Origin of the sequence: Halostagnicola kamekurae, from assembly GCF_900116205.1 — an archaeon.
Classification (GTDB): Archaea; Halobacteriota; Halobacteria; order Halobacteriales; family Natrialbaceae; genus Halostagnicola; species Halostagnicola kamekurae.
In genome coordinates this window covers 927,979-943,643 of the sequence record NZ_FOZS01000002.1, presented here as the reverse complement: position 1 = coordinate 943,643, position 15,665 = coordinate 927,979, and the positions used below count along the sequence as shown (strand labels likewise).

Here is a 15,665-nt window from a genome sequence, read left to right as displayed (position 1 = left end):
GTCGAGGAGGCGGAGACGGTCCGGTCGATCTGGGTCGATCGCGAGAGTCGATACCCGATCAAAGAGCGGACGGTCGTCGAAACCGACGACCGTACCCTCCACAGCCTCACGGTGACCTACGACGAGCTCGAGATCAACGAGGGGATAGACGACGAGACGTTTACCTACGATCCGCCGCCGAACGCCGAGGTCAAGTCGATCGGCGCCGAACCCATCGGAGTCTTCGACACGCCGGCGGCCGCGGAGGCGGAACTTTCGTTCGACCTCCCGAACCCCGCGATACCGGACGGCTTCGAACTCGACCGAATCACCGTCCTGAACAGGGGTTTCGGCACGACGGCGACGAGCTGGTACGTCGAGCCGACCACGCCCGAACGCGAACTGTTCGTCGCCGTCAGGGAGCAACCCCGATTCCATCCGGACGTGCTCACACCGATCGATATCGCCGGTCACGAGGCGTATCGTCGCGCCGGTGGCCTCGAGAGCATCTTCTGGGAGTGCGAAGGCGTGAGCTACGAGGTTTCGAGCCCGCATCCGGGCGAACCGCTCGAGGAAATCGTGGCGTCGATCGGCTGTCCCGAGTGATCGAATCCTCCTGCAGAATCTGGCGGCCGAGAGAGCGGTCCGATCGTTCTGGCCAACCGTACCGGTATCGGTATAGGGCATCCACTCCACAGACCGAGCATGAACGTCACGCTCGCTCCGTCGGAGCTCGAGGGAACGGCGACGGCACCGCCATCGAAGAGTTACACGCATCGTGCGATTCTGGCGTCGGGGTACGCCGATAGCGCGACGGTCCGCGACGCGCTCTGGAGTGCGGATACGCGAGCGACCGCGCGTGCGGTGACCCTGTTCGGGGGCAGCGTCACCCGATCGGACGACGGGACCCTCGAGATCGAGGGCTTCGACGGGACTCCCGAGGTGCCGGCGGACGTGATCGACTGCGACAACAGCGGCACGACGATGCGTCTCGTCACCGCGGCGGCGGCGCTGGCCGACGGCACGAGCGTGCTCACCGGCGACGGGTCGCTCCGGTCGCGTCCACAGGGGCCGCTGCTCGAGGCGCTCTCGGATCTGGGAGCCGACGCGGCGAGCACGCGACAAAATGGACAGGCACCACTGGTCGTCACCGGTCCGCTGTCGGGCGACCGCGTGTCGATTCCGGGCGACGTGTCCTCGCAGTACATCACCGCCCTGTTGATGGCCGGCGCGGTGACGGCAGAGGGTCTCGAGATCGACCTCGAGACGGAACTCAAGTCCGCGCCGTACGTCGACGTGACGATCGAAGTGTTGGCTGACTTCGGCGTCGACGCCGAATCGACCGATGACGGCTTCGCGGTCCCGGGTGGGCAGTCCTACGCGCCCGAAGGCGGCGAGTACGCCGTCCCCGGCGACTTCTCGTCGATCTCGTATCCGCTCGCGGCGGGCGCGATCGCGAGCGAGGGTGGCGTTCGAATCGAGGGGGCACATCCGAGCGCGCAGGGTGACACCGCGATCGTCGATGTGGTCGATCGGATGGGCGCGAACGTCGAATGGAACCGCGACGACGGGACGATCGACGTCTCGACGGGTGCGCTCGAGGGAATCGACGTTTCGGTCGAAGACACGCCTGATCTCCTCCCGACGATCGCGACCCTCGGCGCGGTCGCCGACGGCGAGACGCGGATCACCGACGCTGAACACGTCCGATACAAGGAGACCGATCGCGTGAGCGCAATGGCGGAGGAACTCGAGAAGATGGGCGTCGAAACGACCGAAACCCGGGATTCATTGACCGTTCACGGCGACGAGTCGACGGTTCGGGGAGCGATCGTCGACGGACGCGGCGACCACCGCATCGTCATGTCGCTGGCGCTCGCGGGACTCGTCGCCGACGGCGAAACGACGATCCGGGGCGGCGAACACGTCGACGTTTCCTTCCCCGGGTTTTTCGACACCCTTTCGAGTCTCGGTGCGACGCTCGAGACCGAGAACTAAGGCGGCTCCAGCGTCTCACCCCTCGATTTTTCTGACCCGGAAAACGGTAGATCGTGTTTTATGGGTTCGAGGGAAACGAACGGATGCCCATGAATTGGCCGCTGACGCGAGTTCGGCTCAGGGGGAGCACTCGACGCGCCTCGCGTTCGTTCGGGGGACGCATTTTCGATTGGAACCGCGACACTAGCGGTGGGTTCTTTTAATTGGCATACACTTAGTGAGTGTACTCACAAGAGAAATTTTATAGACATGAACGCTATCACAGCAACCGATCTCACGAAGCGATTCGACGGAACAGTCGTCGTCGATAATCTCGATCTCGTCGTTCCCAGCGGCACCGTGTACGGCTTTCTCGGACCGAACGGTGCCGGGAAGACGACGACGATGCGAATGCTGACGACGTTGACGCGGCCGACTTCCGGGAGCGCGACGATCATGGGCGAACCGGTCACCGACCGCGACGCCGTCCGATCGTCGATCGGCTACCTCCCCGAGGACCCGCCGGTGTTCGACGAACTCACGGGCAGGGAACAACTCGAGTACTACGCGCGCCTCAGGGACATTCCAGAGGAGACCGCGAACAAACGCATCGACGGCTGGCTGGATCGGTTCGATCTCCGGGCAGATGCCACAAAGCGGATCGAGGCGTACTCGAAAGGGATGCGCCAGAAGATCGGACTCATCCAGGCCTTGCTACACGAACCCGATGTCGTCTTCCTCGACGAGCCGACGTCCGGACTCGACCCGCGCGCGGCGCGGACCGTTCTCGACGTCCTCGACCAGGTCGCCGACGAGGGCCACACCGTCTTCCTCTCGACGCACATCCTCTCGGTCGTCGAGGAACTGGCGGACCTCGTCGGCGTGCTCTATCAGGGCCGCATCGTCGAAGAGGGCGATCCGGCGGAGTTGACCGGAACGCTCGAGGCCGCGGAAGACTCCACTCTCGAGGACGTCTTCCTCTCGGTAACGACCGACCACAGTGCCCCAGTCGTCGGTGAGTAACGGATGTACGGAGCACTCTTCCGGCACAGTCACGAAAGGGTCGATCTCGCACCACCGTGGCGAAGACGACTCGAGCGGTCGGTGCAGCCGCGGGTACGACGGATGGAGGGGAGACTATGATCGGCGCGAATCGCTCGCAGGCGATGAGCCACGTCTGGACCGTCGGCCGAACGGAGATCCGCCGTCAGTGGCGCAAACTGCGCGACAATCCGATGCAATTGCTGGCCATCGTGATCGCGATCGGATTTATGGGACTGTTCGCTATGGTGGGAATCGGTCTGTTGTACGCGTTCGGATCGGGCGTCGCGTCCGGGGAGTTCGAGGAACCGCTCGAGGTCGCGCGGATGGGTGTCGTCTACGTCTGGATCTTCATCACGGGGTTGAGCGGCTACCAGACGTACGCGACCGGATTGGACCCGGATCGATCCGACGGCCTGTTGACGACGATTTCTCACCGCGAGTTGATCGGCGGGTTGGTCGTCGGTAAGCTACTTCTCTGGGGCGTCCCTGCGTTCGTCCTCGGCGGAATCGGCGCGCTCGTGTTCGCGGCCGGCGCCGGGTCGGTCGCCACCGCGCCGCTCCTGCTCGTTACCTTCTGTTCGATCGTCACGCTCGGCATTCTCTCCGGGTTCGTACTCGCCCTCGCGGTCAAGAACTCCGGGGCGAGGTCGAAGCTTCTGGCCCGTCTTCGGACGGTATTTCTCGCAATCCTCGGAGTGGTTTATATGGGCGTCTTCATCACCAACTCGGTCGGATCCGTGCTCGATCCGGTGGTTTCGATCGTGGTCCGAACTCCACTGGCGTGGTTCGGTGATCTGGCGCTACTCGCGCTCAGTACCGACGCGTCCGTACTCCGCGCGTTCGGTGCGGTCGGGTTGGTCGCCGTCGGCGTGGCGATCGCCCCCGCCGTCCTCGGCCGCCTCGCGGAGTGGCTCTGGTACGCCGACCCGGTTCGGGTCGATCACTACGAAACGAAGACAGAACCGACCGAATCGGGCTCCTCGAGGCTCGCGTCCGTCGTCTCGAGGCCGATTTACGGCGTCGCTCGAGTCGACTGGATCCGCGCCAGACGAAACCCGATCACGCTCTCGTTCGTACTCTACCCGCTGATGTTACTCGTGATGCCGATCACGTCGACCGTCCGGACCGGCAGCGTCGGTGGTATCCTCCCGCTTCTCGTCGGCCTCTCTGGGGCCTGGATCACCGGGTCGCTGTTCACGTTGAACGTGCTCGGGAACGAAGGCGCGTCGCTGCCGGTAACTGCGCTCGGAGTGTCCTCCGGTAAAACCCTGGTCGCCGGGCACGTGGTCGCCGGCGTCCTCGTCGGCGTCCCGGTGACGGTCATTGCGACCGCCGCACTGGGCATCGTGAGTCCGATGGTGCTCCCGCTGGTCGGCACGTACACGCTCTCGGCGCTCGTCCTGGGGCTGTGTGCCGGCCCGCTCGCGTCGGGAATCGGGACGCTCTTTCCGCGGTACGAGGAGGTGAGCGTCTCCCGGAGTCAGGAAGCGATCATCCCGAGTACGATCGCGTTCGCCGTCTACTCGATCGCGCTCTTTCTGGTCGCGGCGCCGACGATGTTCGCACACACGGGCCTCATCAACGACGCCCTCGCCGACTCGCTCGGCGTCCACCCCGTCGTTATCGGCGTTCTTGGGGCCGCACTGAGCGCAGCGATGGCGGGCTGTCTCGGCGCGCTGTCGGTGTTCCGCTCGTCTCGAGCGATCGAACGGTTCCACTTCGACTGACGAATTCCGCCGCGTCGATCGGGCCGCTCGAGTCCTTGGCTCGATCCCTGCATCGCTAAGTGTCCGCGTCTCTGATGTGGTGGTAATGAACGGCAATACGTTCGGTCGCCTCTTTCAGGTGACCACGTTCGGCGAGAGTCACGGCGAGGCGATGGGCTGTACGGTCTCGGGCTGTCCGGCCGGCCTCGAGCTGTCCGAATCGGACATCCAGGGGGACCTCGATCGGCGCAAACCGGGCCAGTCGATGATCACGACCAGTCGCGGCGAAGCCGACGCCGTCTCGATCAAATCGGGCGTCCAGGACGGGTACACGACCGGGACGCCGATCGGGATGGTCATCCAGAACAAGGACGCCCGGTCCGGCAAGTACGAGCCGTTTATCACCGCGCCGCGGCCGTCCCACGGCGATTTTACCTACTCGGCGAAGTTCGGGACGCGAAACTGGGGCGGAGGCGGTCGTTCGTCCGCGCGCGAAACGGTCAACTGGGTCGCCGCCGGCGCGATCGCGAAGAAGATCCTCGCGACCCAGGGGATCGAGCTCAAAGCGCACGTCAACCAGATCGGATCGGTCGAGGCACCGGAGGTGAGTTTCGAGGAGATCATAGAACACAGCGAGGAGAACGACGTTCGCTGTGCTCATCCCGAGACCGCAGCGGAGATGCAAGAACTCATCGAGGACTATCAGGAGGAAGGCGACTCTATCGGCGGTTCGATCTACTTCGAAGCCCAGGGAGTGCCGACCGGGCTGGGCGCGCCGCGATTCGATTCGCTCTCGGCGCGGCTCGGGCAGGCGATGATGGCCGTGCCCGCGACGACGGCCTTCGAGTTCGGTCTCGGCCGCGAGGCGCGCGAGTGGACCGGCAAGGACCGAAACGACGACTGGGAGTTCGACGCGGACGGGAACCCGACGCCGGTCGAGAACGACCACGGCGGCATTCAGGGCGGAATCAGTTCGGGCGAACCGATCTACGGCGAGGTAACGCTACACGCGCCGACCTCGATCCCGAAGAGCCAGCAGACCGCCGACTGGGAGACGGGAGAGCTGAAAGAAGAGAAGGTCATTGGCCGCCACGATCCGGTCCTTCCGCCGCGGGGCGTTCCGGTCGTCGAAGCGATGCTCGCGCTCACCCTCGTCGACTTCATGCTACTGTCGGGACGCATTAATCCGGATCGGCTCGACGATCAGCCCGGAGAGTACGACACCGACTACCATCCGAGTAATCCACAGAACGAGTAACCGGACTCTCGAGTTCGACGCAGATAGCCGAATCAGGCCAAACATATTATCGTTCCAGTACGTTTTCACTGTCGTTTCGGCGCTATTCGCTACGAGTGGCAGACTGGGCAGCTCTTTTTGGGTTTGGTGACCGAACGTCCACTCTACTAATAGATTACGCGAATTTGGTTTTCGAACGGGAGATATCACACACTTTTGGTGAACGTTCCGAACAAACATGAGAGATCTGACCGTCTAAAGTGGATGGTTGTTCATTCTTCACGATAGATGCATGGCAATCTATAGCAAAGTCTTTAGGGAGGTAAGACCGAAGAATCAGGTACTGCTGGCCCACCGGCCACTGACCTTACTATGAGCGATGACGAACTCATCTGGCGAATCGCAGGGGGTTCCGGGGATGGAATCGACTCGACGAGCCAGAACTTTGCAAAGGCGCTGATGCGCGCCGGGTTGCACGTATTCACCCACCGTCACTATCCGTCACGGATTCGCGGTGGTCACACGTACGTCGAGATCCGCGCATCGGCCGATGACGTACAGTCACGCGGCGACGGCTACAACTTCCTGCTCGCGCTGGGCGACTCGTTCGCGCGAAACCCACAGGAAGAGGCCTACTACGGAAACGAAGAGATCAAGCCGCTCTCGGAGAACCTAGACGACCTCCGCGAGGGCGGAATCATCGTCTACGACGAGGGGCTCATCAGCGAGGAGGACGTGGCAGATCTCGAGCTAGAAAAGCGTGCCGAGGAGAACGACTGGCACGTCTTCCCGATGGATCTCCGCGGCCTCGCGAAAGAACACGGCCGCGAAGTCATGCGAAACACCGCGGGCGTCGGCGTCACCGCCGCGTTGCTCGACATGGATCTCGAACACATCGAGGACCTCATGAGCGACGCGATGGGCGGTGACGTCCTCGAGTCGAACCTCGAGATCCTCCACGAGGCCTACGAGATCGTCAACGAGGAGTACGATTTCGAACACGACCTTCGCGCGCCGACCGGCGAGCACGAGACCGAGCAGGCGCTGCTCTCGGGTTCGAACGCGATCGCCTACGGCTCGATCGACGCCGGCTGTCGGTTCATCGCCGGCTACCCGATGACGCCGTGGACGGACGTGTTCACGATCCTCAGCCAGAACTTCCCGGATATGGGCGGGATCGCCGAACAGGTCGAAGACGAGATCGCGGCCGCGGCGCTGGCCGTCGGTGCCAGCCACGCGGGCGCGAAAGCGATGTCCGGCTCCTCCGGCGGCGGCTTCGCCCTGATGAGCGAGCCGCTCGGACTCGCGGAGATGACCGAGACGCCGATCGTCCTCCTCGAGTCGATGCGCGCCGGCCCCTCGACGGGGATGCCGACCAAACCCGAACAGGGCGACCTCGAGTTCGTCCTCTATACGAGTCAGGGTGACTCCTCTCGAGTCGTCTTCGCGCCGGGAACGATCGAGGAGTGTTACGAACAGACGCGCCTCGCGTTCCACATCGCCTACGAGTACCAGATTCCGTCGATCATCATCTACGACCAGAAGCTCTCGGGCGAGAACACGAACGTGCCGGTCGAGTTCTTCGACCGCGAGCCGAATCCGGACCTCGGCTCGACGCTCACCGAAGACGAACTCAAGGAGGCCGCACACGACGCCTCCGGGAAGTTCCACCGCTTCGCCTACGAGCACGAGTCGGGCGCCGAAAACGGCGTCAGCCCACGCTCGCTGCCCGGACAGGAAGGTGGGCGTTACCTCGCGACCGGTAACGAGCACACGCCCGTCGGTCACATCAGCGAGGACCCGGACAACCGCGTCTACCAGATGAGCCGCCGCGTCCAGAAGCTCGAGCACATTCGCGAGGAGCTCGACGAGGAACACGACTCGAACCAGACCTACTTCGGCGACGAGGACGCCGACTTCGGCATCATCACCTGGGGCTCCTCCCAGGGAGCAGTGGCCGAGGCGGTCTCCCGGCTCAACGAGAACGGCCAGTCGGTCAAGGCGATCGGCGTCTCCGACATGATGCCGTTCCCCGAGACCGAGATGGTCGAGTTCTTAGAGAGCGTCGACGAGGCGATGGTCGTCGAGATGAACGCGACCGCCCAGTTCCGCGGCCTGATCCAGAAGGAACTCGGACGCTACGGCGAGAAGATGACAAGTCTGTTGAAGTACAACGGCAACCCGTTCGAACCCGCAGAGGTCGTCGAATCCGCCGAGATCAACCTCAACGGTGGCGACGAGGAACCGTCCGCACAGGTACACATCGAACCCGCAGCAGGTGACTAACCCATGAGTGCATTCAACGCAATCGGCGACGAACGAGAGATCGACCGCGAGGAGTACACCCCAGGGGTCGAGCCACAGCCGACGTGGTGTCCGGGCTGTGGTGACTTCGGTGTGCTCAAATCGCTGAAACAGGCCCTTCCGGAAGTCGGACGAACCCCCGAAGAAACGCTCGTCTGTACCGGAATCGGCTGCTCGGGGAAGCTAAACAGCTACCTCGACACCTACGGTTTCCACACGATCCACGGCCGCTCGCTGCCGGTCGCTCGCGCGGCGAAACTCGCTAACGACGGCCTCGAAGTGATCGCCGCCGGCGGCGACGGCGACGGCTACGGCATCGGTGGCAACCACTTCATCCACACGGCTCGAGAGAACCACGACATGACCTACATCGTGTTCAACAACGAGATCTTCGGCCTGACGAAGGGCCAGACCTCGCCGACGAGCCCGAAGGGTCACAAGTCGAAGACCCAGCCCGGCGGAACGGCCAAGACGCCGATCCGACCGCTCTCGATGTCGCTGACCTCCGGTGCGACGTACATCGCCCGCACCGCGGCGGTCAACCCGAACCAGGCAAAAGAGATAATCGCGGAAGCGATCGAACACGACGGCTTCGCACACGTCGACTTCCTCACCCAGTGTCCGACCTGGAACAAGGACGCGCGCCAGTACGTCCCCTACATCGACGTTCAGGAGTCCGACGACTACGACTTCGACATCACCGACCGCGGCGAGGCCGCCCAGATGATGCAGGAGACCGAGGACGTCCTCAACGAGGGAACCGTCCTCACCGGTCGCTACTACGTCGACGAGGAGAGTCCGTCCTACCAGGAGGAGAAAAAGAACCTCGGTCGCGTCCCGCAGGAACCGCTGGCCGAGCGGTACTTCGACGACGACGCCGAGTGGGAACGCAGCTACGACCTGCTCGAGCGCCACACGTAACCACCGCGACCCGTTCGACCCGTTTTTCTTGGGGCTGGCCGCCGACGCGCCGATCTCACAAACCCGAAGAGACGGCTGTCAGCAAATACCGCGAGAACGATAGCCGTCGCGGACCGCCTCGGTTTCCCTCGCCTGTTCGGTTCGCCCCGTCTGTTCAATTCTCCGCGTCTGTGGACCGGTTCGATCCGATTAGGCGTGTAGCGACTGGGCGATCTCGAGGACCGTTTCCTCCTCGAGGTCCGCATCGGCGAAGACGTGGTAGTAGTGGCCGTCGTGTTCCCACTCGAGTTCGGTCCCGTGTTCGGTTTCGCCGAGTGTCGCGTCGGCACCGTTTACGGAAGCTGGCGACCCCTCGACCGGAATTGCCCGCGGGCCGTCGCCGATGGCGACCCGAACGCTTCGGTCTTCGTCGTCCCGGTAGGACTGTGTGACCTGTGTTCGGTCCTCCTTGAGATAGACGGTACGCGTGACCGACTCGAGATCGAAACCGGACGGGAGCGTGTCGGCGTCGGGAGCGCTCACGGTGAAGTAGACCGACTCGTTTGCGGCCTCGACAGTGTCGTACTCCGTGATCTCCGGGAGCGTGATCCCCTCCGACTCGGAATCGGCCGGCGGTTCGAACTCGAAGAGATCGTCCTCGAGTTCGTCGTTGAACGAAACGTCTCGGTACGTGACGCTAAACTCGACCCGATCGGAGACCATCTCGAACTGGAGCGGGAACATCGTCTCCGCGTCGAAGACGATCTCGATTTCGTTCGGCTGGTCGTCGTCGACGGCCTGGAGTTCCGTCTCGAGCGGAATCCGATAGGTCGTCTCATCGACCATGACGTCGATCGAGCGCTCGACCGTCTCGTTCTGGTGCGGTTCGAAGACGACCCGGTGGGCCCGTCGGCCGTCGACGGTCGTCTCATCGACCGATTGGACGTCGAACCGCTCGAAGTATCGTTCCTGTTCCGCGTAGATCCGCTCGAGTCGACTGGTATCGTTGTTCTGGCTTTCGTAGCTCGTGACCGATCCGGACTCCTGATGCCAGACCGTATCGCCGTCGTCGACGACGACGTAACCGCCGTCCTCGTCACCCGATCGCTCACCGCCGCCTTCGGTTCGGCTCTCGCCAGTCTCGCGGAGCCAGACGGACTCGGTTATCGTTCGGGTGTCGGAGCCGTTCGGAGTGGTCGTGGTCGTCGTCGTTTCGACCGTCGCCGAGAGGGTCTCGGGCGGCTCCGCTTTCGAGAGTTCCTGACGGACCTCGGTTCCCGATTCCGCAGCCCCATCGACGAAACCGACACAGCCAGCCGTCGGCACCACGAGAGCGAGAATGATGAAACCCAATGCGGTGCGAGGCAGTCTCATGCGAAATGACTTTCTCGTGGAGGCTATTATTTCATCGGATTCGAGTTGGAACCGCCTCGCGGCGCGATCGATCGGTCCTCTCGAAAACGTGTTCAGCCATCCGATTCGGTCCTCCGCTTTCCTCGAGGGCCGTACCCGCGGGCGAACAGCTTCGAGACGTGACTGAGAACCAGAAGGGATCCGACCAGTCCGCCGAGGGCGTACGGATGAAAGCCGTACGCTAGTTCTCGAAGTCCGTACAGGACGACGATCACGCCCATGAGAACGGCGGTGCCGCCGGCCCACCGCGAGGCGTAGGCCGGATCGACCGACTCCTCGTACGCCGAGTGGAGGTCGACGCGGCCTCGAACGGCGATCAGGTAGCCGAGATAGAGAATCGCCGCGCCACAGGCGAGCCAGACCAGCCCGCTGATCAGATTGTAGTCGATCATTGGGTGTTCTGCGGTCACCGGCCGAATAAGTTCCACGGTCGCCCGGCCTCGGTGTCGACTCACTCGTCGCCTCGAGTCCGTGATCCGGCGGTGACGAGACGTGTCGCGCTCACCGGCGGAGCGGCAGTTTCGGACCGGCGTTCATCAACGATCCGTCGTTTCCAGATACAAAAGATATTTTTCTGCGCCAGCAAAACATACTGGTATGAGCACTCAGGCAACGCAAGATCGCATCCTCGAGGTTCTCGAGGAGGATGCGCAGGCGTCCTACGCCGACATCGCCGATCGGGCGGACGTCTCGAAACCAACCGTTCGAAAATACATCAAACAACTCGAAGAAGAAGGCGTCATTATCGGCTACTCTGCGGATATCGATCCGAAGAAGCTCTCGAGCCAAACGATCGCACTCGTCGGGATCGACGTCGCCAGCGAGCGATACGTCGAGGCGACGAACGCGCTCAAATCCCTCCAGAAGGTCGAAGCGCTCTACAGTTCGAGCGGCGATCACATGCTGATGGCGGAGGTTCGAGCCGAGGACGGCGACTCGCTCGGCGAACTCATTTCCGACGAAATCCTCGAGATAGACGGCGTCACGGCGGCACATCCATCTTTCCTCCAGGAACGGTTGAAGTAATCGCCGACCGGACCCGACGAACGGCGGCTTCGTACTTTTCCCGCTCGAGGGCGTGTATCCGCCCATGGCTACCTACCAGCGAGAGACGCGAGTTCGGGCGCCGCTCGAGGACGTGTGGGAGTTTCACTCGTCGATTTCGGGACTCGAGGCGCTCACGCCCGACTGGTTGAACCTGCGCGTCGAGTCCGTGGTCGGCCCCGACGGCGACCGCGATCCGCCGGTGCTCGCCGCCGGGACCGGCGTCTCGCTTTCGATACGCCCGTTCGGTGTCGGTCCGAGACAGCGGTGGCGGTCGGTCATCACGGCGCGGGAACGGTCCGACGGCAGCGCGTACTTCCGGGACGAGATGATCGACGGCCCGTTCGAAACCTGGGTCCATACCCACTCGTTCCACGCGGACGGCGACGAGACGATCCTCCGCGATCACGTCGAGTACGCGCTTCCGTTCGGCGTCGTCGGCGACGCGGTCACGCCGTTCTCCCGGATCGGGTTCGAGCCGATGTTCCGGATCCGACACGGGCGAACGAAAGACCGACTCGAGTCGCCTCACTAACCGTTGTCTCGCACGTCCCGCGGGTGCGGTCGGAGCCCTCGATTCGAAGCGCGTTCGACGAGCGAACCAAATTGGTTTTGCGACTCGGCCGAGTACCTCCGGCATGAACCGAACCGGGAGCCGACCGCTCTCGAGGCGGGCGTTCGTCGCCGCCGCGGGCGTCGGCGCCGGATGCCTCGCGGGCTGTCTGAATCGCTCGGAGGAGCCCGAGGGGGACTCCGAAGACGAACCCGAGCCGATCGAACTCGTCGACCATCCCGGCGACGAGCCGATCGAGCCGCCCGAGGAGTACCGGTGTCCAGTCTGTAATATGCTGCCCGCCGATTGGGACAACTCGAACGCACAGCTCGTCCACGAAGGAGAAGGTGCCACGTTCTTCGACTCCGCGGGCTGTCTGTTCAATTACTACGTCGATCCAGCGAAAGAGGGGGGACCAGACGCGGAGATCAGCGCCGTCTGGACGACGGGCCACGAGAGTCTGGATCTGATCGACGCGACGGAGGCCTCGTTCGTCCTCGAGCACGATCAGGAGCGCATCGACGCGCCGATGGACAGTCCCGTGCCGTTCGCCGACCGAGACGACGCCGTCGCGTACGTCGAGGAGTACGACGACCTCACCGAAGACGACATCGTCGGACTCAAGGACGCGGACAGCGAGGCGGCCTCGATCTACTAGCCGTGATTGGTTTTCGTCTTCGCTGCGGCCTCGAAGCGACTCAGATCGTTCCCGGGGGATCGACCCCGCGGCGCGCGGGCTCACAGCCGTCGTGAAGCGGTGAGAGTAGCCGAAGGGCATAGACGAGCGCCACCGTCGTCCCCGCAGCGAGTACAAACAATAGTACGGGCTGTGCGAGGTGTAAGGTCTCGAGCGTCGAGAGTCCGAACCCGCTGCCGAACAGCGTCAGGAGTATCGTCGTGCTCGAGTCCTCCGGAAGTGCATCGATGACGAGCGATCGATAGCGCCGCGTGTACGCGATTCCAACGACGATACCGAGCGGAACCGCCGGCCAGCGCCACCCCGGATCGAGCCCGCCCACCTCGCTCGCGAGCAGCCAAACGACGAGGGGAAGCCCGGCGAGGAGGACGACGAATTCGCCGCGACGATCGGCAAAAACCGTCCAGTCGCCGTCCTCGTCTCGAAACCACTCGAGCGGTATCGATCGCATTTACTGGTAGTTCAATGCAGCGACGGATGAGCGTTTTCCTCGCGGTCGTTCGAGTCTGTGAGACGCTGATGGCCGAACCGGCGTGGCTCTACCCGTCGTCTGTCCCAGAGTGAGGGGGCCGTTTCGCGTACGCGATCGGATCGCGAGCGTCGTTGTTTCGGAACGCCTCGAGTCGAAACGCACACGAATCGCAGGTCCCGCAGGCGGGTTCATCGTCGCGATAGCACGACCAAGTGTGCTCGTAGGGGACCTCGAGTTCCAGCCCGCGGCGGGCGATGTCGGTCTTGGACCACTCGACGAACGGCGCTTCGATCGAGATGTCGGTCTCAGGTTTCGTCCCTGCGTCGACGACCGCCTCGAAGGCGTCGAAGAAGGCGGGCCGACAGTCGGGGTAGCCCGAGAAGTCCTCGCTGTGCGCGCCGATGAAAACCGCCCCACAGTCGTGGGCCTCCGCGTAGGAAACCGCCATCGCGAGGAGGTTCGCGTTGCGAAACGGAACGTAGGTGTTCGGAATCTCGTCGCTGTCGGGCTCTGCGTCCCCGACCGCGAGCTCGTCGTCGGTCAGACTCGAGCCGCCGATCGCGGCGAGATGGCCGGTTTCGATCCGAAGGAAGTCCTCGACCTCGAGGGCCTCCGCGAGTGTCCGCGCACACTCGAGTTCGCGCGTTTCCGTGCGCTGGCCGTAGGAGGTGTGCAGTGCGTATATGTCGTAGCCGCGCGCTCGAGCCTCGTAGGCGGCCGTCGCGCTGTCCATGCCGCCCGAGAGAAGGACGACGGCTCGCTTGTCCTGTGCTGTCGATTCGTCTGTCGTCGTGTCCTCTGTTGTCGGTGTCATTCGTGATCGGTTGATTACGTTTCGGGGGCGTCGTTCCACAGATCGACGTGGAGACGGGGCGTGTATCGAAAGCCGTGTTCCATCGCGAGTTCGGCGACGCGGGTCCGAGTTTCGGCGAGCCGGTCGCGGGTCGCGCCCTCGGGCATCAACAGCACGTCGTCGGCTGCGATCGACGCCGTCGACGCCGCGCGGAGGTCCTCGAGGATGGACTCGACTTCGGTTACGTCCGACTCGTCGGTGACGACGAACTTCAACTGGCTGTCGTACGTCTCGACCAGCCGCGCCATCGCCTCGAGATCGATCCGGTCGCGTTCGTGGCGCGACGCTATCCCGTCGGAGTCTCGACTCGAGTCGCCCGCGGATCGCTGACCACTCTCGGCGTCGTCCCCAGCGCCGTCACCAGATTGCTCCCCGCGCGGGTCCCGCTCGGGAGTCGGGGTGCTGTTCTCGAGTTTCGGGCTGATCGACGCGAGATCGATCGGCGCGTCGCGGAAGATCGTCCCGTTGGTCTCGACGGTCGTGTGATAGCCACGTTCCGAGAGCCGTTCGAGCAGGCGGACCGACTCTTCGTGAAGCAGCGGTTCGCCGCCCGTGAGCACGACGTGGTCCGCCCGCTCGAAGGACTCGACTTCGGCGACGATTTCGTCGAGGCCCATCCGGGCGTGGGTCGGCTCCCAGGACGTGTGATAGGAGTCACAGAACCAACAGCGCAGGTTACAGCCGCTCGTGCGAACGAACACGGACGGGACGCCGGCGAGGATCCCTTCCCCCTGTAGCGAGTAGAAGAGCTCGTTGATCGGTAGTGCGCCGTCCTCCTGGCTGTCTTTCGAGGTCTGCGTGGCACTGGTATCTCCGCTCGAGGCCCGAGCCGCGTCAGCGCCTCCGCTCGAGGCTGTCTCGTCCGAATCGGGGCCGGTACTCGAGACGGGCATTCAGAGACGGCCTCCGCCGCAGAGTTCGCTCGTTTCGCTCACTCGCACGCCGACGGATTCGACGGTTTCGGGCAGCGTTTCCGCGAGTTTCCGCTCGAGGACGACGCTCATGACCTCCGCCGTCGGCGGGTGCTCGAGGACGACGACCCCGTCGGCGTCGCCCGCAGTCTCGAACGCGTCGACGAGCGGATCACCGGCCTCGAGCAAGAACTTGTGGTCCCACTCGTCGATCACCTGGGTAATATCACCTTTGTCGACGACCCAGCCTTCGTCGGTCAACTCGCCCGTCACCGTGACGGCGACTTCGTAGTTGTGGCCGTGCGGACGAGCGCACTTCCCGTCGTGGTGGCGCAATCGATGCCCGGCGCTGATCCGAATCGGCCGGTCGTGGCCGATGCGGAGCGTTCGCGTGGTATCGAGGACGTTCGTCGAGCGAGGGCGCTCCGCGCTCGTCGAGGCGTCTCCGGTCTCGAGTTCCTTCATCATACCACAGGAATACCGCGAGAATACTTAGTTCCTCTCCTCTCGACGCTCGGCCGGCACGGCGACCGTTTCGAATGCGAGATAGCTATGGGTCAGGCGCGCGTAGAACG

16 protein-coding genes are annotated in these 15,665 nt (G+C 63.7%); 10 read left to right on the top strand and 6 right to left on the bottom strand.

The genetic code is table 11. The features are described 5' to 3' along the window. Positions 1-111 precede the first annotated feature (111 nt). The 7 genes from BM348_RS21840 to BM348_RS12565 all read left to right on the top strand — a co-directional run bounded on the left by BM348_RS21840 (position 112) and on the right by BM348_RS12565 (position 9,168). A complete protein-coding gene (locus BM348_RS21840) occupies positions 112-585 on the top strand; it encodes a hypothetical protein (protein WP_245779442.1) in 474 nt (157 codons plus the stop codon). Between the two features lie 99 nt (positions 586-684). Next, positions 685-1,977 carry a 3-phosphoshikimate 1-carboxyvinyltransferase gene (gene aroA, locus BM348_RS12590; RefSeq protein WP_092905147.1) on the top strand — a complete coding sequence of 431 codons (1,293 nt, stop codon included), beginning with the start codon at positions 685-687 and terminating at the stop codon, positions 1,975-1,977. Between the two features lie 249 nt (positions 1,978-2,226). Further along, positions 2,227-2,979: an ABC transporter ATP-binding protein gene (locus BM348_RS12585; protein WP_092905146.1), complete on the top strand. Its 753-nt coding sequence runs from the start codon at positions 2,227-2,229 to the stop codon at positions 2,977-2,979. A 116-nt stretch (positions 2,980-3,095) separates the two neighbouring features. Beyond that, positions 3,096-4,727, top strand: coding sequence for a hypothetical protein (locus BM348_RS12580; RefSeq protein ID WP_092905145.1), 1,632 nt, complete (start codon positions 3,096-3,098; stop codon positions 4,725-4,727). A gap of 85 nt (positions 4,728-4,812) precedes the next feature. Then, entirely contained in the window at positions 4,813-5,964 is a 1,152-nt protein-coding gene (gene aroC / locus BM348_RS12575) for a chorismate synthase (RefSeq protein ID WP_092905144.1), read from the top strand. Between the two features lie 351 nt (positions 5,965-6,315). Continuing rightward, positions 6,316-8,229 (top strand): 2-oxoacid:acceptor oxidoreductase subunit alpha, encoded by a 1,914-nt coding sequence (locus BM348_RS12570; RefSeq protein WP_092905143.1) that lies wholly within the window; start codon positions 6,316-6,318, stop codon positions 8,227-8,229. 3 nt (positions 8,230-8,232) lie between these two features. Next, on the top strand, positions 8,233-9,168 hold the full coding sequence (locus tag BM348_RS12565; RefSeq protein WP_092905142.1) for a thiamine pyrophosphate-dependent enzyme: 936 nt from the start codon (positions 8,233-8,235) through the stop codon (positions 9,166-9,168). 189 nt (positions 9,169-9,357) lie between these two features. Here the strand turns inward: BM348_RS12565 and BM348_RS12560 are convergent, their stop codons facing one another. Both BM348_RS12560 and BM348_RS12555 read right to left on the bottom strand, forming a co-directional pair. Further along, positions 9,358-10,521: an outer membrane lipoprotein-sorting protein gene (locus tag BM348_RS12560; RefSeq protein ID WP_092905141.1), complete on the bottom strand. Its 1,164-nt coding sequence runs from the start codon at positions 10,519-10,521 to the stop codon at positions 9,358-9,360. Positions 10,522-10,613: 92 nt separating this feature from the next. Further along, positions 10,614-10,952: a hypothetical protein gene (locus BM348_RS12555; protein WP_092905140.1), complete on the bottom strand. Its 339-nt coding sequence runs from the start codon at positions 10,950-10,952 to the stop codon at positions 10,614-10,616. A 205-nt stretch (positions 10,953-11,157) separates the two neighbouring features. Between BM348_RS12555 and lrpA1 the strand changes: the two genes are divergently transcribed. The 3 genes from lrpA1 to BM348_RS12540 all read left to right on the top strand — a co-directional run bounded on the left by lrpA1 (position 11,158) and on the right by BM348_RS12540 (position 12,815). Continuing rightward, a complete protein-coding gene (gene lrpA1 / locus BM348_RS12550; RefSeq protein WP_092905139.1) occupies positions 11,158-11,586 on the top strand; it encodes an HTH-type transcriptional regulator LrpA1 in 429 nt (142 codons plus the stop codon). Positions 11,587-11,650: 64 nt separating this feature from the next. Further along, entirely contained in the window at positions 11,651-12,139 is a 489-nt protein-coding gene (locus BM348_RS12545; RefSeq protein ID WP_092905138.1) for an SRPBCC family protein, read from the top strand. A 103-nt stretch (positions 12,140-12,242) separates the two neighbouring features. Continuing rightward, entirely contained in the window at positions 12,243-12,815 is a 573-nt protein-coding gene (locus BM348_RS12540) for a nitrous oxide reductase accessory protein NosL (protein WP_092905137.1), read from the top strand. A 40-nt stretch (positions 12,816-12,855) separates the two neighbouring features. Here the strand turns inward: BM348_RS12540 and BM348_RS12535 are convergent, their stop codons facing one another. The 4 genes from BM348_RS12535 to BM348_RS12520 all read right to left on the bottom strand — a co-directional run bounded on the left by BM348_RS12535 (position 12,856) and on the right by BM348_RS12520 (position 15,555). Then, positions 12,856-13,305, bottom strand: coding sequence for a hypothetical protein (locus BM348_RS12535; protein ID WP_092905136.1), 450 nt, complete (start codon positions 13,303-13,305; stop codon positions 12,856-12,858). An 88-nt stretch (positions 13,306-13,393) separates the two neighbouring features. Next, positions 13,394-14,140 carry a 7-cyano-7-deazaguanine synthase QueC gene (queC, locus tag BM348_RS12530; protein WP_092905135.1) on the bottom strand — a complete coding sequence of 249 codons (747 nt, stop codon included), beginning with the start codon at positions 14,138-14,140 and terminating at the stop codon, positions 13,394-13,396. A gap of 14 nt (positions 14,141-14,154) precedes the next feature. Beyond that, complete coding sequence (locus BM348_RS12525) at positions 14,155-15,072, bottom strand: 7-carboxy-7-deazaguanine synthase QueE (protein WP_092905134.1); 918 nt, start codon at positions 15,070-15,072, stop codon at positions 14,155-14,157. After that, entirely contained in the window at positions 15,073-15,555 is a 483-nt protein-coding gene (locus BM348_RS12520) for a 6-pyruvoyl trahydropterin synthase family protein (RefSeq protein ID WP_394328104.1), read from the bottom strand. Positions 15,556-15,665: the final 110 nt, after the last annotated feature.

Excerpts from the sequence above, each read along its gene's own strand:
- aroA (WP_092905147.1), top strand. The coding sequence starts at position 685 with ATGAACGTCACGCTCGCTCCGTCGGAGCTCGAGGGAACGGCGACGGCA.
- BM348_RS12585 (WP_092905146.1), top strand. The coding sequence starts at position 2,227 with ATGAACGCTATCACAGCAACCGATCTCACGAAGCGATTCGACGGAACA.
- BM348_RS12580 (WP_092905145.1), top strand. The coding sequence starts at position 3,096 with ATGATCGGCGCGAATCGCTCGCAGGCGATGAGCCACGTCTGGACCGTC.
- aroC (WP_092905144.1), top strand. The coding sequence starts at position 4,813 with ATGAACGGCAATACGTTCGGTCGCCTCTTTCAGGTGACCACGTTCGGC.
- BM348_RS12570 (WP_092905143.1), top strand. The coding sequence starts at position 6,316 with ATGAGCGATGACGAACTCATCTGGCGAATCGCAGGGGGTTCCGGGGAT.
- BM348_RS12565 (WP_092905142.1), top strand. The coding sequence starts at position 8,233 with ATGAGTGCATTCAACGCAATCGGCGACGAACGAGAGATCGACCGCGAG.
- BM348_RS12560 (WP_092905141.1), bottom strand. The coding sequence starts at position 10,521 with ATGAGACTGCCTCGCACCGCATTGGGTTTCATCATTCTCGCTCTCGTG.
- BM348_RS12555 (WP_092905140.1), bottom strand. The coding sequence starts at position 10,952 with ATGATCGACTACAATCTGATCAGCGGGCTGGTCTGGCTCGCCTGTGGC.
- lrpA1 (WP_092905139.1), top strand. The coding sequence starts at position 11,158 with ATGAGCACTCAGGCAACGCAAGATCGCATCCTCGAGGTTCTCGAGGAG.
- BM348_RS12545 (WP_092905138.1), top strand. The coding sequence starts at position 11,651 with ATGGCTACCTACCAGCGAGAGACGCGAGTTCGGGCGCCGCTCGAGGAC.
- BM348_RS12540 (WP_092905137.1), top strand. The coding sequence starts at position 12,243 with ATGAACCGAACCGGGAGCCGACCGCTCTCGAGGCGGGCGTTCGTCGCC.
- BM348_RS12535 (WP_092905136.1), bottom strand. The coding sequence starts at position 13,305 with ATGCGATCGATACCGCTCGAGTGGTTTCGAGACGAGGACGGCGACTGG.
- queC (WP_092905135.1), bottom strand. The coding sequence starts at position 14,140 with ATGACACCGACAACAGAGGACACGACGACAGACGAATCGACAGCACAG.
- BM348_RS12525 (WP_092905134.1), bottom strand. The coding sequence starts at position 15,072 with ATGCCCGTCTCGAGTACCGGCCCCGATTCGGACGAGACAGCCTCGAGC.
- BM348_RS12520 (WP_394328104.1), bottom strand. The coding sequence starts at position 15,555 with ATGAAGGAACTCGAGACCGGAGACGCCTCGACGAGCGCGGAGCGCCCT.